The organism is Pseudolactococcus yaeyamensis (genome assembly GCF_054658615.1).
This window is the reverse complement of sequence record NZ_BAAGGP010000002.1, coordinates 15,561-37,418: the sequence shown is the minus strand read 5'-3', so window position 1 is coordinate 37,418 and position 21,858 is coordinate 15,561. Positions and strand designations below refer to the sequence as shown.

The window sequence follows — 21,858 nt, the reverse complement described above, 5'->3', positions numbered from 1 at the left end:
TTGTTTATAGTTTGTCATTCACGAATCGAACGAAGTGGTTCCACATGACCTTGACAGCATTACTGCGCGGTACAGACTTGGTCGCAGTCAGGTAGAAGGTATTGCCGTCAGAGCTCGGTAGGTAGCCGAGCTTATCTTTGATTTGAAAGTTGACTTTGACCAGTTTCTGATTTTTCTCAATTGGCGCCGTTACTGGCGCCTCCTGCTTTTTATTAAAGGTGATGGTCGTTGTTGTGTCGCTATCGCCCATCGGCACGACCGTTGTGAAATCATCTGCTGGTAGAACGTTGACACTGTTCTGTTTGCCATCGTTGACGGTCAGCTTGGTCGGGGCATCGGGATTTTCCATCTTGACACCTTTGGTGGCGATTGGCTTGGCTTGCCAATTGCCATAGACTTCATTCATGAGATCATTAGTCGCCGTAAAGCGCGCATAGTCATCTGTCTCTGCATTATCTGCGTTGAGGACGACTGTGATAATCCGAAAACTGTTCTGTACAGTCGTGCCGACGAAACAAGCACCGGCAAACTCAGTCGTGCCAGTCTTCAAACCATCGACACCAGTACGTACTGCGGGCTGTCCTATGAGCATATAGTTGTAGGTCGCTATGACCTGCTTAGAGGCACCGTCCTTATCAAAAAGCGCTGTACCTTGCTTGGTAACTTCTAAAACTTCTGGAAAATCTCGAATCAAATGCTGAGAGATAATCGCCAAATCCTTGGCAGACAGCATATTTTCATCTGTTTCGGACGAGCCGGGATAGATGTTTTGTCCGAGGACGCTGTTATTCAACCCGGAGGCATTGACCAGTTTAGCATCTGTAATTCCCCAGAAAGCTAACTGAGTCTTCATCATATCGACAAACTTCGGCTCAGAACCACCGATTTTTTCCGCCAGCGTAATAGCTGCCGAATTTGCCGACTGAATCATGGCGGCATTGAACAAATCTTGAATTGAAAACGCCTCAGTCGGATCCTTGACTGCGATATTGGATGCTTGCGGATCTAGAGTCAGAGCGTAGGCGTACTCGCTCATTTCGACCTTATCCTCCCAATGGAGTGTCCCTTTTTTGATGGCATCTAGAGTCATGTAGGCTGTGATGAGTTTTGTTGTAGAGGCGATGCCCATAGGTTCGTCAGCATTCTTGGCATAGAGGATTTTGCCAGAGTCAGGATCGATAGCGATGGCAGCCTTTGCGGGGGCGTCATAAGGTGCATCCGCCCGCACCTGACTGGCGTGCACCACAGGTAGGAGTAACGCTAAACCGAGAGTGAAACGTGTTAATAATTGCTTTATTTTCTTTTTCTTCATCATCTTCATATGTCAAATTATATCAAAATTTCAGATATTCTCAACTCTCCAAAAGAAAATGAACAGAAACTTACAATTTATCCAGAAAAAGTCCACTTATCGTTTTCTTCTCACAAAAAAGAGTGGTATAATAATGGTGTGAGAATCATATAAGATGTAAGCGTAATCAAATTTGGGGCGAAAAAGGGGGGGTTATGAGCCATACAGTACAAATGAGCGAAGACTATTTCAGCTGTATAAAAAATGAGAGGAGGTGGGGTAAATGATAGGTGAAAAATATAAACATGAGGCTAAAAAAGACATAGGACGTCTTTTGCGAAGTCTTATGGTTCTTGTCTTGCTCATCAATTATTTGCCCATAACTAGCCTAACCAGTCCTGACAAAATTGAGGCGGTGACGGGTACGGCAGCGGCGCCAGTTATTCAAAAGGATATGGGTCATACGAGTCGTTATATCCAAAGTAGTGATACTTATCAGCGTGGGCTTCGTGAATATGTGACCGCTGCCAGTCCAGACGGAGGAGTACTGCGTTATGCTTGGTTTATCAATAAGTATGATGAATACCTTGACGGGACGAATGATGCGACCAGTGCTGATGCGAGCAATGCTAAATTTGGCGACCAAGGGACAGGCGATGGTAATACTGACCATCAAGGGACATTTGGCACACAATCTTCAACCAGTAATATCCTCATCGCCACGACACCGACAACCGTTGGCAAATATTACACCTATGTTGAAATCACGAATACAACCACAGGTGGTGCGAGTACCACAGTTCGCTCTCAGCGGGCGGTACTAGATATCAGAAATGAAGATAAGCTAGACAAACCAGCTGCGGCAGCCAATGTTAAAATCGCACCAGAGTTTGTTTTTCCTAATTCGAGTACTAATCATGGGCCTAATAGTTTTAGTTTTGTGGCGTCAAGAAATGCCTCTCCTTTTGGGGCCTTTGATTCAACCCTATTTTATACGACGGTAGGGCTAAGGACTTCGAGTGGCTGGAATAATACAGTTAATAGAGATTTGTGGGTAGTAGACCCCGGAACGAATGGTAATGGTGTTCAGCCAACAGTTTCAATGGAGTATCAACAGTCAACTTATACAGGTAATAGGTGGACGATGGATACGAACTGCGTGGGGTCATCTTCCGTTTATCAAGATATTTCGACTGTACCGGGTGCTATCTATGATGTCAATTTTGAACATTATAGTATTGGTGATGCGGCAAGTGCTGGGGATGTCTTAGCAGCAACGATCGCCCCCTCTAAGTTTTCGAGTGATGATTACGCCTCAGATATTCCCAATCGTTATTGGGACGGTAGTCAGGGTATCGGTAGCCCTCAGGGCATGAATGATAACCAAGGGACTTACTTCTTTAATATCGCTGGTGATACTAATAATCTCTTCGTTGGTAATAAAGATTTAGCGACGATTAATGCCGGTAAATATCCTTATGGTTTAAATCCCGGTGCACAAAATTTGCCGGCGACTGGCGACCCAGTTGTGCAGCCGGGCATTCTAGGCAGTCATTACGGTACAGACTATTTCTTCGATATGACGAGATATGCTTTATTGGGACTTTATAAAGGCGATAACCAACAAGTCTTTCAATTTGACTTAGCTAACTCTACGAATACAAGCCGTAATAAAACGGCTATTGTAGCTGCATCGAGTACAGCTGACTATGCCAATCACAAGAAAGCCTTTACCTATGGCGGTGAAAACATTGTCCAGTTCTATTCACGAGATAACCTCGCACAAGATGGGCAGTCAAACGTTAATCGCAAACAATTTTACTATACCGTGCCAGAAGGGCAAGGGGCGACAGTAGAAGCCTTCTCATCTGTCGCAAATACAAATGATGCCAATGATAATGGGATTTATAATGTTCAGTTTAGTCGTATTGCAAAACCAGATATTACAACATCTCAGGACTACGCAGGTCATAATGCCATCACAGTCAACACTGCTAAAGCTGACTATGCCTATGCGATTGTTGATGTGTCCCAAGGCTATCCACAGTACTTGACGAATGTGCAACAGTACACGAGCGATGCCACGATTGACCCAACGATAGGCACAGACGATAACTGGCTCACGACGACAAATGCAAGCATTACCTTTACCGGCTTAGGCGTTGGTCGGACTTACCGTGTGATTGCGATACCGCAAGGTGCCATTCAAGTTGAAACTAACTCGAATGTTACCCCGCTCGATGTTCTCGACACAGACGCTTGGGTTGATACGACGATTACCGTACCTGATGTGGACGGTCATATCCTAGCTGGGACTTACAAAGACACCGCTAACCAAACCAAAGGTCGGGTGCGCGTGCGTCAGGCTAATCTCGGTAACTACTATGCCCTCTTGGCAGTAGACAATAATGGCAAACCCATCACTGACACGGCTGTTGGCGACTGGGTCACACCAGACGCGACGGGCGAAGTCGTCTTTGATAATCTGACACTGGTCAATGGGACAACCCCTTATGTCGTGATTGCCAAACCGCAGTCTTTCTTTAACTTTGACTATGCGGACGCGACCTACTCGCCAACGGAGCTCTACCAAACGGGAGATGTGATCCCATCAGGTTTTGACGTTGGCGATCGCGTTATGATTGCGACGCCAGTCACGATTACCAATAGTGAGAGCTGTCTGGCGCTAGGTGTGACTGAAATCACGCGTGTCTTGAATAATGCTGATACGGATACCGTCACGATTACCTATGATGCGACTTATCGAGGAGGCGGAACGACCTTCTCGGCGAATACGACAGCTATCGCTTTTGATAAGACGCTGGGGACGGTAGCGGGACTTGCCGATGCCAATGGTGCAGATGGCTCAGTTGACCTCAGTGGTCTTTCGACTGCGACCTTTACCATTCCGACAGGGACTGACTATGATGTTATCCTCCAGTTTGGCGACCACTATGATTTACCAATCCGAGCCTTGGCTGCACCTGATACACTTGCCATTGATTATGTCAATGAAAATCTCTTAACGGCAGGGAAATCAGGCTCAGACAGTTATAATACGCAAGGGAATGTCGATTACAGGCTAGAAAGTGGTGGCAACTACTATCTAGGCAGTAGTGCGACGACAACTGTTCAGGGGTCAAATACCCAGCCGATAAATCTGACAGCAGCGCTAGATGATACGATCAACCCTTATAACGCTGATGGGACATTAAGCTATACCAAACACATCGCGGATGCCACTCGGACGATTGGTGTTCAGCGGACATTGCCCGTGCCGCAACGCCCAGCTGCTTTGAGCATGGGGACGTCTTCTGAAGCTGTGAAAGTCGACTATCCGAATGAGATGGTCGATAATAACAGTGGCAAAGATATTTTGCTCAGTCATAATGACTTTACGACGAGTACGGCTGTTACGACTGGTGGCACGAGTACCCTTGCCAGCCTTGGTTGGACGGGGAATGCCGATATGCTCCTTTATAGTCGCAGTGATGCGATTGTTGACACGGCTTTCAAGGGTCGTATTGCGAGTACGACTATCATTGAACGGCCAGCCGCACCTGTTCGTGCGGATAGTGAAGGCGTTGGCGTTGGCGTGTCTGGCACTAATGTGACGTTTGATAACAATTACGCCTCACAGACCATTCAGGTCGGCGGTATGACGAAAAATGGTGCTGTTCTTAACGCCAACGGATTGCCTGCGACCATCAATGGTGGTGGCAATACAGTTTATACCAACCATGCCGATGGCAACATTTACAACTTTGCTTTTGCCGCAACGCAAACTGCCCCACGCTCTAAACTGCTTGAGTATTCAACCCCACTTGTCGTGTCCAGTATTGACTTCGGCGATGTGCCCTATGGTCAGCTAGGCGCTAAGACGGCGACGACCTACCCTGCTATCCCTGACGGTAGCAGTCAACCTGCTGGCAATACTTTCCCAACAGAGACGTTGAAGCAACCATTGACCCTAGAAAATACAGGTAGTGGTACTTACTATCTAGATGTTGACTATGATAACGGTACGATGAAGTTTGATAACCAAGGGCTATTTGGCTTCACAGGTAGCGATAATCTACCGGATAACTATGGCGGTGGTCTGTTAGGGATTGGCGATTTCAAAACGTTAGTCAACCCGAACACCATCGCACCAGATGAGGTCGATACACGCTTTAATCTTATCTTGGGCGATGTCGATGGGACTGGTAACTGGACACCTAGCCTGCTCCGGACGGACAACTCGGGCACAGGCTCAGCGACACCGAACACGACAGGTGATATCAATACTGCGCCGGTCGGGCTCTATACCACTCGGATTAATCTCGCTTATAGTGCGACAGTTGACGCTAGCGGTGTCTTGGAAACGCCAACCGATGTCTCCTCAGAAATCCGTATCAATATCATCAAAGCTAAGTGGGCAGCACCCATTATTGCGACCCAAGGGTCACAGTCTGCTAGTGGGTCTGATGGTCAAAAGCTTAACTATACCGTCACTGAAAATAGTTTGGACTTCGACATAGTGCTAGACAGTGAAGTGACGAGTTCAACCTTAGAAGTTTCAACCAATGGTGGGGTTAATTGGGTCAAATCAACACTGGGAGATGGGACAGGTAGCTATTCGCCAAGTGCCGGTTCGGCGCTAAAACAAATCAGTCTGACGCAGACGAGTGATGGCATGGCAATTCAGCCAGCCAGTACTTATACGGTACTATTCCGAGTGGTCGATGACACCAACCATACCCAGAGTGATACCGTTACTAAAACTTTCTGGACGCGTGAAGCTGAACCGACTGATAAAGGCCAGTTTGTGGATTATTTCAAAGAAACATTGAGTTTCACATCGGCTTATGGAGTGACGATTGGTGGTAAAACCAGAGCGACAGGTTCTAGCATCACAGCCGATTTTATTAGCCACCCTACCCCTGCGACACCAACGTTGTCCTTGACTGCAACAACGCTGGCGCACGGCAATTATCCTGCCAGTCTCCCAACAACTTTCAACTATAGTCGGGAAGCTAAACCGGTCTTGACACCTAACGGAGAATCTGTTTACTATAATGGTTCGGGTGCGATTCGTAGCACGGACATGACATCCGCAATCGAGGTCAGAAATGATGGCGCTACTTATGATGGTAGTACAGGTGTTTCTAAAACAGGTCTATTCTCGGGTGTTTTCTATGCCAGAACGCCAGCCAATACATCGGCTTTTGCCTCAGAAGAAGTCAATCTCTTACTGCTTCCGACCGCCTACAATGTCCGAGTCAAATCGGCAGTCGTTGTCGATAACTCAATCGGTGCGACAGGTTACGCAAGAGAAAACGCAAGTAGTCTCTACTTTAAGAAAGAGACGCCACAGCCTTATACCACAGCCTTTGCAGACGCAATGTTCTCACGGAGTGGCTACACGGCTCAGGAATCACACCAGATGAATACTGGCACTGCAGACTTTATAAGTGGTGGTAGCTCAGTCGTTGTGACAGATGCGATAAGTCAGACGAACTTTGCAACGCAGTCAAGCTTGTTTGCGATTTTCAAAGCTAATCTGGATAACACGAATAGTTTGGCACGTCTTGTGACTTGGAAAGGGCATGAAGCACCGACTTATACGGTAACGATTCCGGCTATTATGGCATGGGCTGATACTGATGGTGCTGCATCTCCGGGTATCAATCAGGTTACAATCAGTGCTTGGGATAGTGGCAAGAGTCAACGCACGATACCACAAGGTAGTACCATCTATCTCAATGTGGCAAGTGATAATCGTTCAATCTTGACCAATGCAAGTTCAAGTCTGAGCTATAATCTAATGCTTAATGATAGTAGTTCAACCGCACTAAATGCAGGTAGTTTGGTTCAATCTCTGACAGCAGCATCGGCAGTTGCGACACCAGTTAGTCAAAACTTCACAGTCACGGTATCTGGTTCCCCACAAGTATCTGGTCACTATACAGGTGCGATTACCTTCAACGTTGATTTGACGTTGCCAAATGAAGGTGAATAGTGGATAACTGACTTATCACATGGCTGCGTGACAACAGAAAAATTGGCATGGTCATAAGTTCGCAACTTCCCTCGCTTGGACGGGAGCGCCAACGTAGGTCGAGTTTCAAGATTTCACGAAGTGAAATCTCAGAAAGGATGATACTGAAAGCAGTACGACATAGTCGTAAGTCTCTATTTTTAAGAGGTTAGCTAGAAGTTCAAATAAGGAAAAGCATTGGAAAATAATTCTGAAAATACAGACACGCTGATTGAATCAGTCGTGCCAGAAGACAAGAAGCATAAGAAAAAAAGATGGTTGCTACCATTGTTGCTGTTACTCGTTTTACTGATTGGTGGGTGTAGCGCATTTTTAGTGAAACACCCACAAAGTCTCCCCAAATCGATACAAAATGCGCTGAATTTAGACAGTGCTCAAAGCGATAGCAAGAAAGAATCGGCCACATCACTCGGAAAACAAGAGAGTATCCAAATCAGAGGTTATCCGGATATTCAGCTCAAGGCTAATGCCACTGACATGCACCTCGCCCTAGAAAATCCAAAAGGCAACCCCTGTTATATCCAGTTTGTCATTCGACTTGTGGATCCGAAAACGGGTGTTAAGGGAGAGGTACTCTATGAATCTGGAGATGTTGCCCCGGGCAAATTTATCAACGATCAGACACTAGCCCATGGTTTTGAGAAAGGGGAGTATCCGATTGTGATTGAAAATCACACGAAGAGTTTAGATAAATCTCACACCGCCATGAATGGTATGGATGTGAATACGAAGTTACTTGTAAACTAATGAATTGAGTTTCGGCTCCTTGAGACTAGGAAAAAAGATAAAAGTACGCACGAACGTTGTTCGTTTACGTCTTTTCCTATTTTTCATAGTCTCAAACCAGTCGCCTCAACATCTTAATCATGGAGGAAAGTAGATGAAACGGAAAATTGTAACAGGTCTAGGCCTTATCCTAGTGGCAGGGCTATTGAGTAGCACGACTTTTGCAGATACCGACACGAATGGCACTTGGGATGACGATGGCGCAACACAGGTGACTTACACGGTACCGTCGACTTATACAGTTGTGATTCCAGATAGTATTGCGCTTACAGTACCTGATACGGCTGTTGGAACTGCTAATAATGTCTTTATCAAGACGAATTCACAAATCGCAGATACTGAAACGATTACAGTTAGTTTAGCGCCACAAACTTTTACGGCAACGAAAACGATTTCGTCTATACCATTTACGGTTTCTTATGCAGCTCAAAATGGAACGACGACCAGTCCAACGGTAGAGGCTGCAGCGACGCTTTCAACGGCTGTATCAATTCTCACGCAAACAGGTGCACAGATTGCAGTAGTAGGGGAGATGACTGAAACAACGGCAGGAGCTCCAGACTTATCAGCGACTGTGCAAGCGAAAGTGACAGCAGCTCAAATCGCAGAAGCAAGTACTGCCGGACAACATACTGGTACGATTCAATTCTCAGTTGTGAAATCATAAAAGATTTTAAAACTTAAAATAGGGGAGTAAGCATATGAAAAATTCAACATTACGCAAAGCGCTAGTCGGTCTGGTGCTAGGAAGTGCTTTATTGGCTGTACCGGTTTTGGCTGATACCAATACAAATGGTACTTGGGGAACAGGCGAAGATGGGGCAACAACTGTCGACTATACAGTAGGTGCAGCTTATACCGTGGTGATTCCCAGTAGTTTAAGTGTGGGGACTGCTGGTACTTATACAGGTGTAGCTAATAATGTCTTTATCAATAGTAATTCAGTCATTGCACCAACGGGTAAGATTACGGTTTCACTACCAGTGCAAAATTTTGAAGCCAAAGATGCGACCAATGCTTCAACAATTCCGTTTACTGTTAGATATACCTCACAAACAGGTGCAACAACTGGGGTGGCTACAGTCATTACGAATGTGACGGGTTCACCAGTTACTCTATTGGAACAAACAGGTGCGCAGATTGCGGCAGTAACACCAGAAGATGCTATAAATGCTATGATTGGGACTGCGGCTATTTCAGCACAGGTTGAGGCGACAGTAACGCCTGCACAACTTGCGACTGCAGATGTATCAGGGACACATACTGGTGTGATTACGTTCGCAGTTACGCAAAATTAGAAAATAGGGTAGATGACTATGAAGAAAAAATATTTTATCAGCCTTGCTGGTCTGGTCTTAGGCGTGAGTCTACTTACGACACCGGCTTTGGCGGATACGAATACAACAGGTTCTTGGGGGACTGATGATGGCAAAACAGATGTCACCGTGACAGTGTCGCCAACCTATGTTGTGACAATTCCAGCAACTTTCAATTTCACAGCGACAGGCGAGCAGGGCACAGCGAATAATATCGCAATCTCTAGCACTTCGCAACTTGAAGCAGATGGTGTGTTGAGCGTTAAGCTCGTGAGTACCAACACCCTTCAAGCCACTAAGCTGTTTAATGGTGGAGCTAATCTGTCTGCTATCCCTTTTACCGTTTCCTATGGCGCAAGTAAAACAAGTTATACTAGTGGAACAGAAGCGGTGATTCTTGAAAAAAATGGTATTGATATTGTAGCTAACAATGATTTGAGTACAGGTGTTTATGTAACTGTTGATAGTTTTGCCGCTGCGACGACTGCCGGAATACATCAGGGGACATTGGATTTTTCGGTATCTTATGTTTCTGGAACGCCTTGAACATTTATACACAAATATAGATGTATAAATTTGTAACAGTAGAAAAGGAGGGACTATCTTTGTTGAATATAAAAAATAAACAAGGTCAGATCTTCTCTTGTATCATGATGTTTGGGTTAATGCTCAGTCATCCTGTGTTGAGTTTGGCTGATGTACAGGATTTAACGCAGGATAATCAAGCAGTTGCTGTACCGCTTGAAGTGACGGTTCCGTCTACTTATACTGTGACTATCCCCCAGAAGCTGAGTTTTAAACACTTGGAAACAGGGAAACAGTATTTGGAGGTCACGGTGGATGCTAGACTTCAAGACAATGAGCAAATTCAACTTGCTATGGTTAACGCCTCACCTGATGGATTGGTCGGTCTCACAAATGGGCAGGAAACTTTAAATATAGAGTACCGACGTGCTGCTGATGATAGTAAAATCACTAGTAACAATGCGATTATCGCTAGTTTTTCAACAGGGAAAACGAGGCACCAGACGGTAGTGCAAGCGCCCAACTGGGAAACAATCACGACGAGTGGTGCTTTTAAAGGTAATATTGGTTATACTGCCAAAGTTGTTAAGGGAGGCGGGTAAGCTATGAAAAAGAAAATCATCGGTTTTCTGCTGATTTTGGCGACTTTCCTAGTTACGGGGCTTGTGTCAGCGGATACTCTGAACGAAAGCGATGTGGAACATGTTGCGAATCTCCCGATGGAAGCGATTGTGCCGGAGAAAGTGATGGTTAAAATCGTCATGACGGGTGGCAGTTTTAAGGTTGGCAATCAAACTTACAAGGATCAAACGACGATAGAATTACCCTATGCCAGCGACCTAACAATTCTACCGGTGGATGCCCAGTTGACGAATGCCGATTTAGACTTTTTAACGGTTATACCGGCTTATCATCTTGAGGCGACTCTTTTGCAGGTGACAAAAATCCGAACCGATGGGACGGTTACGCTGACTTATCAAAAGACAGCGGGTCAGCCAGAACTAACACAAGAGCCGACATCAACTCTGCCCAAAATGTCTGATACTGACCGTGTTTGGGTCACCTTATTTGGACTTGGTTTATTAATCGTGCTAAGTTTGCTGGTTTTAGGTCGTAAGCGCCACCGCTCAGATTAAGAAAATTTATAAATTCAAAAATCTGTACCGCATACTTGTGGTCGGATTTTTTGGTGATCCTACCCTACAAGAGCATTGAACAAAGTGCTGATTTTCAGCGCTTTTTTTGATATAATGAAAACACTATATGAAAGGAAAGGATAATCTCCAAGCGCAGGGCTTGATAGGGTTATCCAACTATCACACACATGAAACAATCCAAAATGCTTATTCCTACCTTACGAGAAATGCCGTCTGATGCGCAAGTCATCAGTCATGCCCTTCTCGTACGTGCAGGTTACGTTCGTCAAGTCTCAGCAGGTATCTACGCTTATCTGCCACTTGCTAATCGCGTGTTTGAAAAATTCAAGAATATCATGCGTGAAGAGTTTGAGGTCATTGGTGCGGTGGAATTGCTAGCACCCGCTCTTTTAACCGCAGACTTGTGGAAAGAAAGTGGTCGTTACGAGACTTACGGCGCTGACCTCTATAAGCTAAAAAATCGCGATGCATCAGATTTTATCCTCGGCCCAACGCATGAGGAAACCATGACTGCACTTGTCAGAAATGACATCACGTCTTATAAGAAACTCCCATTGAACCTCTACCAAATTCAGCCGAAATATCGCGATGAGAAACGGCCGCGTTACGGTCTACTTCGTGGTCGTGAGTTCATCATGAAAGATGGTTATAGTTTCCATGCTAATTATGAATCGCTAGATGAAACCTACCAAGACTATAAACAGGCGTATGAGAATATTTTCACACGCGCTGGCCTTGACTTTAAAGGTATCATTGGTGACGGCGGTGCCATGGGTGGTAAAGATTCGCAAGAATTTATGGCGATTACACCCGACCGTACGGACTTGTCACAATGGTTGATTTTAGATAAATCAATTGCTGATATTTCAGAAATCCCAGACTTTGTGATCAAAGACATCAAGCAAGAACTTTCTAACTGGTTGATTGCAGGGGAAGATACCATTGCTTATTCTGACGGCTCAGATTATGCAGCAAACTTGGAAATGGCATCGACTGAATTTGTCAAACCTACCGCTTATACTGAACATCTTGAGTTGACAAAAGTCGCAACTCCTGATGTGAAAACGATTGAGGAAGTTTCAGCCTTTCTTGACGTGCCAACTGAGCAAACCATTAAAACACTTGTCTACAATGCAGATGGTGAAATCGTGGTTGTCCTACTCCGTGGTGATGATGAGTTAAACGAAGTTAAATTAACCAACCATTTAGGTGCTGATTTTGTTGAACCTGCGACAGAAGAAGAAACAATTAAAGTATTTGGTGCAACATTCGGTTCATTAGGACCAGTTGGCTTGCCAGAAGATGTTAAAGTGATTGCTGATCGTGTGGTTGAAACCATTGTCAACGTTATCGTTGGCGCTAATGAAGATGGTTTCCATTATCAAAACGCCAATCTAGAACGTGATTTTAAAGTGGCTGAATTTGTTGATTTGCGGACTGCAAAAGAAGGCGAACCAGCACCAGATGGTGGCGGTCACCTGAAATTTGCACGTGGGATCGAAATCGGTCACATCTTTAAACTTGGTACACGTTATTCTGAAAGTATGGGCGCCAATGTTTTAGATGAAAATGGTAAAGCGAAACCAATCATCATGGGTAGCTACGGTATTGGTGTCAGCCGGATGTTATCAGCGATTTTAGAGCAATTTGCGCGGATTAATGTTGAGAAAACATTTAAGGGCGATTACAAATTCTCATGGTCAATGAACTTCCCTAAAGGCTTAGCACCTTATGATGTGCACGTGATTCCAGTGAATGTTAAAGATGAAACAGCTGTTGCTTTGTCAGCAGAAATCGTAGAGACTTTGACAAAATCTGGCTTGCAAGTCCTTGAAGATGACCGCACAGAACGTGTCGGCGTTAAGTTTGCGGATAGCGACTTGATTGGTTTGCCAGTGCGCGTGACAGTTAGTAAAAAAGCAGCAGATCGTATTGTTGAAGTCAAGATTCGTGCAACAGGTGATACACTTGAGGTTAATGTCGATGACTTGGCAGAAACCCTTGCGATTTTGAATCAATAAGTGGACATAGAAACAGAAGTCTGACGAACGGATTTCTGTTTTTTTTGTGGTGATAAAGTATTTTACAAAAAAAGAAAGCGTTTTCCGAGATATTGTTTGCAAAAAAAATAGAACCATGCTATGATATAAATATAAAGAAAAGCACTGGAATGTGCGAACTTGCTCACATTTTTGACCGACTAAATCGTATTACCTCGGGAGTCTTTGAGACATCTTACAGCGTGCAAGCCATTTTAGATGGAAGCTGCTTCAGTAAGAGCGAGACGCCCACCTGTTTAACATTAACAGCGGGTTCAATACTTGAGTGAGTAACGGCATTCAATCAGTGTTTTTTGCGTTTTTTGGGCGTGATGTCTTCGTTAGCTTTCGACTTACAACCTCAAGGTTGCTGCGTCTCAACTGCCTCGACCTCACGCCCAAAAAATCGCAAAAAACAGTGCTTTATTGGGCGTGATGTTTTTGTTAGGTTTCGATTGACAACCTCAAAGTTGCCTTGACCTCACGTCCAAAAACTTCCAAAAACCTGGGACTGATTTGTTTGAGTTTATTCTTGCATTTTTAGGTGTATTTGGGGTATAATGAATTGGTGAGAAATGCTTTTTCTCTTAATAAATTGCCTTCTTAGCTCAGTTGGTAGAGCAGTGGACTCTTAATCCATGGGTCGCAGGTTCAAGCCCTGCAGGGGGCATCAAAAAAAGGCTCTGCACGTTGATGTAGAGCCTTTTCTTTTATATTTTTGCCAAATTTTTGCCAAAACTACCCATAATTTTCTTGATTTTATCATTGCCAGCGTCCAATGTCTCCCTAAGTATATGACCATAAGTTTCTCTAATTTGAGTACTGTTTTTATGTCCTACTTGTTTAACAATAACTTCAATGTCTACGCCTTGGGCGAGTAAAACACTGATATAGGTATGGCGTGTCCCATAAGGTGTGATAATTGGTGTAATGTTTAAGTCAGATAGATATTTTTGAATTGCCCGATTGATTTTATAATGTGATAAAATCTGGTTGTCGGGTTCTAAAAATACCATTTCTTTGTCCTCTACATCTCCATTAAGAGCTATACGGCTCTTTTTAAGGGTTCTAAAGGCTTTTATTGTTTCGTTATCTAACTGCACATATCGGATAGATTCAGGTGTTTTAGGTGGTACATACTTTTTATCCGCTAGAGAGTATCTACGATAAGTGTAAAGTACCATTTTGTCAAAATTTATATCTTCCCAATTAACCGCAAGCGTTTCTGAAAGTCGCAGTCCAGTCTTAAACATAAGGTAGTAAAAGTAGGGTAGCACACTGATTTTATAGTCAAGATGATTGGCTAAATAATCAAGTATTTTTTTATAATCTTCAATACTTTCGATATATTTATCTTCTGCTTTTTTAGGTTGTTTACCTGCATTACGTTTATAACCCGCAGTGAAATCATCCATATATAATTTGTCACGGATAGCAAAGGCAACGACTTTTTTAATCTCATTATCAAGCCTTTTTAAACTATCTTTTCCGACATCTTTACCGTAGTCATTCATTATCTTTTGATATTCACTAGGTTTTATTTTTGATACTTTTTGTCCGTCAAATATTTTGGCAATTACTCTGCCGTGACTTCTATACTTGTATTTTGTCCGTTCGGATAAGCTAGAGGGTTTGATTTCAAGGTCATACCATACTTGCCAAATATCATGCACTGTACTTGAAAGATTGAGTTTACTACCGCTGTCAAGTTCCAATCTTATTTTTTCGCCTGTTGCTTTGGCAATTTTTTTGGTTTTAAAACCTGACTTTGATAAAAGACGGATACCTTGATTATCTTTTATTTGAAAGCCATAAGTTAAGCCTTGCTTTCCTTTGTACTTGGTGTAATTGATTGATACCATATTAAGCACCTACTTCTAATTGAACACCTAGAATTTCTTCAACTACACTGACAGGTACTCGCCCCAATCGCTTATTATCATAGAATAGATAACCACGACTGATTAAGATTAATTTTGCTTGTGCAATGATTTTTCTTGCGGTTTCGCTTTGATAGCCTAGTGAGACTAGGTCTTGTCGTGTGATTGTATTCATACTTATTTACCTGCTTTCTCATCAGATTTTTTGACCTTGTTATCTCCTACCAGTGAGACTGAATCTGCCAGATAAGACAAAGCCCCATTTTTACCAATGTAGGAGTTTTTCAGATTGTCAAATTTGATTTTGATATCATCTGAATCATAGAATTTTTCAATCGTCATGAGTGGGTCAATACCGTTGATTTTGACTGTTTGTGTTCTACGCTTGAATTTGCCGTCTAAGACTTTTACAGCGTACATATAACCAGTAATTTCATCAGTTTCTTTTGTCATGACATTCCCATTTTTGTAAAATTGTTGGTTGCCATTTTCATCTAGGTTATCAACCGTATCGAATACTGGATATAAATCAAGCAATTCAAAGGTTGTACCGATATTATCCAAATTAAAATCTTTTGCGTTAATAGTTAAATCTCTTTTTCCCATAATGTAATGCTTTCTAACCACTTTCCGTGGTATAATAAATCTAGTGAATCGCCTGCAAGCGATTATTCAAGTAGGAACTCGCGATTCTTACTTGTCCGAAAGACTAATCAAACAGACTGTTTGTGTCTTTTGTTTGTAGCTGGACTTGTTTAATCAAGTCCATTTTTTTATCCTCTGATAAATCGTTCAGTTCTGCTAGATACTTGATAATTTCAGTAGCTAGGCTTTTTGAATATCTTGCTTCCTCAATCAACCAATCTATTGGATATTGGTCGAGAGGGGCAGTACTAATCTCATTGTCATAAAGGAATTGATACATTTTCAAAATTGGTAGCGCTCCTTTTTGGATGAACCAGTTGATTTTATCAAGGATAGGGGTTTGTTTTTTAGAAATCTTGTAAGACCAAGCCTTTGTTTTTGACATGAGATGTCTCCAAAATTCTGGACTGTAAAACTTGCCTTGCTTATCCAAAAACTTGATTTTACCCTTTAAGTATCCTTTGTAAAAATCAAGTTCATTTTGTTCGGTCTTGATAATCTCTAGCCAAATGGCTTTAACATCATCTTGACGAAACTCTGTTTCCGTTCGTATCCAAGATTTAACTGCCATATCTTCTGCTAAATCTTTTGGACGTATGCCCAATTTTTTAGCTTGTTCAACCAACTTGTCATAAATTCGAGTTTTTTTAGTACTGTCATCAGCGCCAAGGTATAACGTTCGTCCCGTGTAGTCATCTCCAAAGGGTTTGTAGACAGTACTTCTACCATAGAGTATCCGTCTTTTCTGGCAGTAGTTTAACAAGGTTTTAGGGGTGTAATAGGGTTTGTCATTAAAATCATCAAGTCTCATATCAAGCCGTTTAGGGTCAATGTATTGCCCAAAACTAGAATCTAAAAATTTGATATAGCCAAACTCAGTGATTTCCCAAAGGTCTAAATAATTATCCTTATAGAACGACCAACCCGAACCAGAAAATTGAACCATGCAGGGTGTATCAGATGTTTCGCTAAAGTAGAGTTTGATTTCTCCATAAACCCAGTATTTTTCATAATCATAGTATCTCAGGTTACCTGATTTTTCGATGAACAATTCAGATTCAAGTCCTAAAACATCTGTGATAATGTCATCTATTTTCATATCAATTTGAAATTGAACCCAATCCAGACCCGCTGTCAATTTACTTTGTTTATCAATATCCTTTATAACCATTTCTCACCTCCTTTCATTGTCTAGGTGTCGTTTCAAAAAACCTTTTTAGAAATAGCAACCAGCCCATAAGTAGCAAGGGTTTAGTGGTTGTTTTAATTCCTAATAGCACATGGTGTTACAGGCATGTGCCAAATGAAATCCGTCAAGTTTTAGCATGAGTAAGTGAACACTTTTCACTTCGTCCGTCAATGACGATTTTAGTGGTCTAAGCGCTTGGTGCGCCGACCACTAAAATCTATCTCAGCCGTACTCAAAAATTGCTCACTTACTCGATAAGTTTTTTGATTTTCTTGTTCTCTGATAACTTTTCAATCAAGTCAGATAAATTTGTTTCAAGTGTGTGAACACGTTGACGGAGTTTGACATTATCAGCAGACAAACTATCAAGCTCTTTTTTTAAAGCAACACGAGAGAGATTTAAGCGCCCTATCGCACGTTTTAGAGCAAGTAGAGCATCTTCCCTTTCTTCTTCCAACTGAGCGTTAAGGTCGCCCCAGACCGCTTTAATCGCCTTGTCAAGTCCTTTATCAGCAATCAATTTCGATGTTTGAACAAACTTTTCAAGTTCCTCTTTCGTAAAATCTGGTGCCCAATTATAGCCCCGCCCTCGACCGTAGCCAATAGGAATTTTACTGAACGAAAATTCATAACCCGCAAGCTCTGTAATTTTCGAGCGCCACTTTTTGATAGTTGAGACGCTTTTACCAACTTTTTCTGAAACTTGTTTGTAGTCGATAGTATGACCTCCTTTGATTATTTTTATCAGAAACTTAATTTCTGGCTCATGTCGAGACTTTCCTTACTCTCAAACGGTTATTATACGCTTTAGACTGATGTCGCAGTCTCATGCGTTTTCCCGAGAACTCTATATCAATAGCACAGTTAGCGTGAGTTTATGGCTCGGCGAGATTGAGTAAGTCATCCGAAACGTTATCGGATATGTTGTAGTCCTATAATCAACTATAGGTATATTTTAGTTGATTAAAATGATTTTGTCAAGCTTGAAGTTGAAAAAAAGTAATAAAAGGTGTAAAATGTGTCTATAAGGAGTGGAAACATGACAGATAACCGTAAATTATATTTTATTCAAAATTTTGGCGATAATGTTGCTAAGTTACGTAAAGAAAAAAATATTAAGCAAGAGGTTTTAGCAGAATATGTTGGTATTAGTAAAAATGCTATTTCAAAGATAGAGCAAGGAACATCATATCCTACATTTGCAAACTTAGATAAAATAGCAGAGTTTTTTAAAGCTACACCGACACAACTTTTTGGTACAGAGCAAGAAAAACAACTTGAAATAAGTGCAGATAATATTGATGAATATCAAAAAAAAGCTCATGAGATATTGCAGGCTAATAAAGCTTTTAATGATTTGTATAGTCAGTTTTTTGAGTTGGAACAAGGTAGAGGGGATTATATATTTGAACAGACTGTTAATACGCTACAAAATTTGAAACCTTTTATGTTTGGGAGAACTGTTGGAGCTTTAGATGAAAATAATGATTATGTATTTGATTCAGAAGGAGGACAAGAGATAAGGTATATCCCGCCTTTACTTGATTCATTAGATTTAGATGGAATAAATGAACTGTACGAAAAAATAAAATTCATTGTTGATAATCAAGACAAGATACAACAATAATGAAGAAATTTTAAGCAATAGAAAAGCATATGAAATCATGGAATTTCATATGCTTTTTCTATGTTTGGTTTTATATAAAAACAAAGCCATATCACGGTCACTTTGTTTTTAAAAGTTTATCTGAAATATCTTATAACAAATTATTTGATTCCCAATTTCTTCTTTTTACTATATTATCTATGCGATCTTGTAAATCTTTTGAAGCAAAACTATAATAATTTTTTATAATATATTTAACTTCTTCTTCTGATACCAATCTTTCGGGAGATTCAAAAAATGATACTAATTCTAGTTTTAGTTCAACATTATCATTATCAAGTTCTATTGCACGTCTCAAATGATTCAAAGCAATATTTTCAGCTCCCTCAAATGATACGAGACTTACACTTAATAATCTTGAAGCAGTTAAATGACGTGTCCATGTCTCATTTTCTTGAATAAGTTGTAAAATTAAGAAGTAGTAACTCATGTTTTGCGAATCTATTGCTAACCAAATCAACGCTTCTCTTAGCACCACCTCATCAAGAGGTTTTAAAATATTTATAGTTTTATTGAAGTCTCGTTCATTTTCTAAAGACTGTTTGATTTCTTCTAGTAGTTTACCCATGCGTTACTTATCCTTACCTTTCCGTTCATCTCCACGTATGTAACGGTTATAGTCTTACCGTCAATAGTTAATTCTTTCGCTGGAATTCCTTTTACTACAGTATCTTTTCCTTTTTTCAGAACTTCCTCCATTAAAGGTTTTACATTTTCCCACGTTGGAGGATTTACTACTTTTATCCAATCATGTTTAGATAACATAATATGGTTGATTTTGTTAGGGTCAAGCATCTCAAGCTCTGAAGAAAATTTACTACTAATTTTTTCCGCATCCCACATCTCACTAAGTACTTTAGCTTCTTTCTCAGTAAGTCCAAATGTCTTACTGATTTTTGCCAAGTCAAGCGCTAAATCTCCACCTTTTTCAAGCAGTCTAGCTGCTTCCATGGCTTTATAAAGACTAACTGCTTTTTTTAATGGAAAATAAGTTAAAAGTAAGGAAAGAAAACTCAGAGATTGTTTTGAAAATGAAGCGTCTGTATCCAATAAAGTTTTAACATCATTAACACCGATTAACTCCACTATAAGTTCTGGTGCTAATTTTTTTAAATTTGCCCAACCCATTTTGTTAATTGCCAAACGAAGGTCTTTTGTTTTCTCATTATCAACTTTACCATTAACATAAACAGTTGGAAAACTTTCTCCCATACCATTCATAGCTGACCACTTAATTTCAATCTTATCAGATTTTTTCTTACTTTTTGCACCTGATAGGTCGGAACTGAACTTCTCAGCACTCAATTTTGTAGCCCAACTCATATCAGCGCCCGCAGGAAAGGTAATCGTACCGTCTGAACTTGCGGTTGAGCGATTGATAACATCAACGCCTTTCATCGCATTTTCAAAAGCACGTAAGCTATCTTGAAAAAGTGAGTGAGTCGAGCTTGAAAATGTTTCCAGTGCCTTTAGTTCTTTTTTGCGTGTTGCTTTAATTTCTTTTAAATTTTCTAATTGGTCATAAAGGTCGGGTAATTCCGCCAAAGCATTACCAACTTTTTCAAACCCGCCACTGAAAAATTGATTGATAAAATCTCGGTCATCTTTGATTTTTTGTTCAACCAAGTCAATCATATTTTGAGTGAGTTTAAGAAGTTGTTGAATTTGGTCGCTATCCAGATGATTACCGACAGCACTTATGGCACTATCTGCCGTTTTATACGATTTTAGGTCGCCTTGTATATCTGTGATAGCTTGATTTAATTTTTGAAGCATGGGATTGATATAAACAACAAACAAGGTTTGTCCCGCTTTATAGGCAGCACCAGATAAGGTGCCTGAATCAATCACACCGATTAGATGTTGACTACCTTTAGAAAGACGGTCAAAAATTTGTTGAGCTCCTGAAAGGTTAGCTTCTAAGGCTGTTATTAGATTACTTGAATCGCCACTGTCATAGATTACCACGGTAAGTTGTTCCTTTCTCTGCTCAAGTTATCAATCTTATCTTCAATATCACGTCTTGTTCTATTCGAGGACTGACTAATCATCTCATTTTGAGTTTCAAAGCGAGATTTTAAGTTGGCATAAACGCTTTGATAAATTTCATTTTCACGTTGTGCTTGCCTAGAATTTGATTGTGAATTTTCTAAAATATAGCGTGCATTATCTATATTATGCTTGATGTCTAAAATGAAGTTCTCGTTGTTTTGGGTAAACTTATTAGTCATGCCCTTGAGTTCATCTATATCAGATTCTTGACGCATTATTTCTTGGTAAAGTGCGTGACGTCTAGCTTCACTTTTATCTTTCGGTTGTTGTCTATAACTTGTCGTATTCTCAAAAAGAGAAGTTGAAACTGCTTTTTCTTTTTTCGCAGCAGCAAACTTTTTCAAAGATTCTTGATACTTGACCCTATCAGATTCTTTTTTAGCAAGCTTTTGACGTTTTTCTTCAGCTTGTTCATGGATTGTTTGATTAGCATAAATTAAGCTGATTTTTTCTTCTTCGTCCGCTTCTTCAAAGTTTAGCCGTGTCCGTTCAATACTAATATTCCAATATTCTGCCCAATCTGTCCAATCATAATTTTCCCATTGAGGATTTTCAATGGGTTCTTCTTCAACTTTTTTGGTATCATCTACTAAATCACGCTCAGGAGAAATTGTCCAAAAATCATCAAAAAACCCTTTTTTAGCTGTTTCTTTAACCATTATCTAAACCTCTGACTATCTGCAATATCTCGTTCCTCAATCGCATGGGCTAATTCTGGAAATTTATTAGCTTGTGATAAGACACATGAAACAACTTTTGAAGTCTGATTCATGAGTTGATTGGCGAGTGTCTGACCTGCGAGCATACTTGAGATATTACTTGAACTAAAATCAACGGATTGGTTCGCAAAGTTAGTTGCGCTTATTCCTGTGAGTTCTGAAATTGCGGATTGTGCATCTACGGTACTTGATTTTATTTTGCCTGTTGCCATAAATTCTCCTATATTTTAGTTACATTTTAAGATATTATAACATTTTATTAAAAGCGTTTCCATAATTTGATATATATCATATATGATGATATATTTTGATAATTTTAGTTGTTGGTTTTTATAGAATTTTGAGTTTGATTTTGTTGAAAATAAGAAAAATATTTTTTGCCAATTTTTTTGCCAAAAATAAAAAAATGTAGTAGAATTAGTTCAAGTAAAAGAACCTAAAAGCCCTTATAATGCGTAAGTTTTCAGTATAACAGTGTTGAATACTATGCTGTTTATCTGCAGGGGGCATTAAAAAAAGACTCTACACCTTGGTGTAGAGCCTTTTTAAAAAT

Annotated in this window: 19 protein-coding genes and 1 tRNA gene; 10 read left to right on the top strand and 10 right to left on the bottom strand. The window is 41.0% G+C overall.

What is annotated here, in order from left to right:
• Positions 1-4: 4 nt before the first annotated feature.
• Positions 5-1,321 (bottom strand): D-alanyl-D-alanine carboxypeptidase PBP3, encoded by a 1,317-nt coding sequence (gene pbp3, locus ACYQ21_RS00720; RefSeq protein ID WP_460054137.1) that lies wholly within the window; start codon positions 1,319-1,321, stop codon positions 5-7.
• Positions 1,322-1,574: 253 nt separating this feature from the next.
• Between pbp3 and ACYQ21_RS00715 the strand changes: the two genes are divergently transcribed.
• The 9 genes from ACYQ21_RS00715 to ACYQ21_RS00675 all read left to right on the top strand — a co-directional run bounded on the left by ACYQ21_RS00715 (position 1,575) and on the right by ACYQ21_RS00675 (position 13,824).
• Positions 1,575-7,292 (top strand): beta strand repeat-containing protein, encoded by a 5,718-nt coding sequence (locus ACYQ21_RS00715; protein WP_460054135.1) that lies wholly within the window; start codon positions 1,575-1,577, stop codon positions 7,290-7,292.
• 216 nt (positions 7,293-7,508) lie between these two features.
• On the top strand, positions 7,509-8,078 hold the full coding sequence (locus ACYQ21_RS00710) for a hypothetical protein (protein WP_460054133.1): 570 nt from the start codon (positions 7,509-7,511) through the stop codon (positions 8,076-8,078).
• A 133-nt stretch (positions 8,079-8,211) separates the two neighbouring features.
• The gene (locus tag ACYQ21_RS00705; RefSeq protein ID WP_460054131.1) at positions 8,212-8,784 is read left to right on the top strand and encodes a hypothetical protein; all 573 of its coding nucleotides are present in this window, start codon (positions 8,212-8,214) and stop codon (positions 8,782-8,784) included.
• A 34-nt stretch (positions 8,785-8,818) separates the two neighbouring features.
• Complete coding sequence (locus ACYQ21_RS00700) at positions 8,819-9,415, top strand: hypothetical protein (protein ID WP_460054128.1); 597 nt, start codon at positions 8,819-8,821, stop codon at positions 9,413-9,415.
• A gap of 18 nt (positions 9,416-9,433) precedes the next feature.
• The gene (locus ACYQ21_RS00695) at positions 9,434-9,979 is read left to right on the top strand and encodes a hypothetical protein (protein ID WP_460054126.1); all 546 of its coding nucleotides are present in this window, start codon (positions 9,434-9,436) and stop codon (positions 9,977-9,979) included.
• A gap of 59 nt (positions 9,980-10,038) precedes the next feature.
• Positions 10,039-10,560, top strand: coding sequence for a hypothetical protein (locus ACYQ21_RS00690; RefSeq protein ID WP_460054124.1), 522 nt, complete (start codon positions 10,039-10,041; stop codon positions 10,558-10,560).
• A gap of 3 nt (positions 10,561-10,563) precedes the next feature.
• Positions 10,564-11,094, top strand: a complete 531-nt coding sequence (locus ACYQ21_RS00685) for a hypothetical protein (RefSeq protein ID WP_460054122.1) — start codon at positions 10,564-10,566, stop codon at positions 11,092-11,094.
• A gap of 188 nt (positions 11,095-11,282) precedes the next feature.
• The gene (locus ACYQ21_RS00680) at positions 11,283-13,136 is read left to right on the top strand and encodes a proline--tRNA ligase (RefSeq protein WP_460054120.1); all 1,854 of its coding nucleotides are present in this window, start codon (positions 11,283-11,285) and stop codon (positions 13,134-13,136) included.
• 615 nt (positions 13,137-13,751) lie between these two features.
• A tRNA-Lys gene (locus ACYQ21_RS00675) sits at positions 13,752-13,824 on the top strand.
• 40 nt (positions 13,825-13,864) lie between these two features.
• Here ACYQ21_RS00675 and ACYQ21_RS00670 read toward each other — a convergent pair.
• The 5 genes from ACYQ21_RS00670 to ACYQ21_RS00650 all read right to left on the bottom strand — a co-directional run bounded on the left by ACYQ21_RS00670 (position 13,865) and on the right by ACYQ21_RS00650 (position 17,388).
• On the bottom strand, positions 13,865-15,016 hold the full coding sequence (locus ACYQ21_RS00670) for a tyrosine-type recombinase/integrase (protein WP_460054118.1): 1,152 nt from the start codon (positions 15,014-15,016) through the stop codon (positions 13,865-13,867).
• A gap of 1 nt (position 15,017) precedes the next feature.
• Positions 15,018-15,209, bottom strand: a complete 192-nt coding sequence (locus ACYQ21_RS00665; RefSeq protein WP_460054115.1) for a DUF3173 domain-containing protein — start codon at positions 15,207-15,209, stop codon at positions 15,018-15,020.
• A gap of 2 nt (positions 15,210-15,211) precedes the next feature.
• Positions 15,212-15,640 (bottom strand): hypothetical protein, encoded by a 429-nt coding sequence (locus tag ACYQ21_RS00660; protein WP_460054113.1) that lies wholly within the window; start codon positions 15,638-15,640, stop codon positions 15,212-15,214.
• A gap of 103 nt (positions 15,641-15,743) precedes the next feature.
• The gene (locus ACYQ21_RS00655) at positions 15,744-16,850 is read right to left on the bottom strand and encodes a replication initiation factor domain-containing protein (protein WP_460054111.1); all 1,107 of its coding nucleotides are present in this window, start codon (positions 16,848-16,850) and stop codon (positions 15,744-15,746) included.
• 265 nt (positions 16,851-17,115) lie between these two features.
• Positions 17,116-17,388 carry a hypothetical protein gene (locus tag ACYQ21_RS00650; RefSeq protein ID WP_460054109.1) on the bottom strand — a complete coding sequence of 91 codons (273 nt, stop codon included), beginning with the start codon at positions 17,386-17,388 and terminating at the stop codon, positions 17,116-17,118.
• A 519-nt stretch (positions 17,389-17,907) separates the two neighbouring features.
• Here ACYQ21_RS00650 and ACYQ21_RS00645 point away from each other — a divergent pair.
• On the top strand, positions 17,908-18,495 hold the full coding sequence (locus tag ACYQ21_RS00645; RefSeq protein ID WP_460054108.1) for a helix-turn-helix domain-containing protein: 588 nt from the start codon (positions 17,908-17,910) through the stop codon (positions 18,493-18,495).
• Between the two features lie 130 nt (positions 18,496-18,625).
• On the opposite strand, the gene ACYQ21_RS00640 is transcribed toward ACYQ21_RS00645, so the two are convergent.
• From ACYQ21_RS00640 to ACYQ21_RS00625, 4 genes are read right to left on the bottom strand one after another with little or no spacing between them, the layout of a single operon-like run.
• Entirely contained in the window at positions 18,626-19,102 is a 477-nt protein-coding gene (locus ACYQ21_RS00640; RefSeq protein ID WP_460054105.1) for a hypothetical protein, read from the bottom strand.
• A complete protein-coding gene (locus tag ACYQ21_RS00635; RefSeq protein WP_460054104.1) occupies positions 19,087-20,502 on the bottom strand; it encodes a polymorphic toxin type 35 domain-containing protein in 1,416 nt (471 codons plus the stop codon). Before ACYQ21_RS00635 ends, ACYQ21_RS00640 begins: the two co-directional genes overlap by 16 nt.
• Positions 20,496-21,245: a hypothetical protein gene (locus tag ACYQ21_RS00630; RefSeq protein WP_460054092.1), complete on the bottom strand. Its 750-nt coding sequence runs from the start codon at positions 21,243-21,245 to the stop codon at positions 20,496-20,498. The genes ACYQ21_RS00635 and ACYQ21_RS00630 overlap by 7 nt, the downstream gene beginning before the upstream one ends.
• Positions 21,245-21,517 (bottom strand): TIGR04197 family type VII secretion effector, encoded by a 273-nt coding sequence (locus ACYQ21_RS00625; protein ID WP_460054090.1) that lies wholly within the window; start codon positions 21,515-21,517, stop codon positions 21,245-21,247. The genes ACYQ21_RS00630 and ACYQ21_RS00625 overlap by 1 nt, the downstream gene beginning before the upstream one ends.
• Between the last annotated feature and the right edge of the window lie 341 nt (positions 21,518-21,858).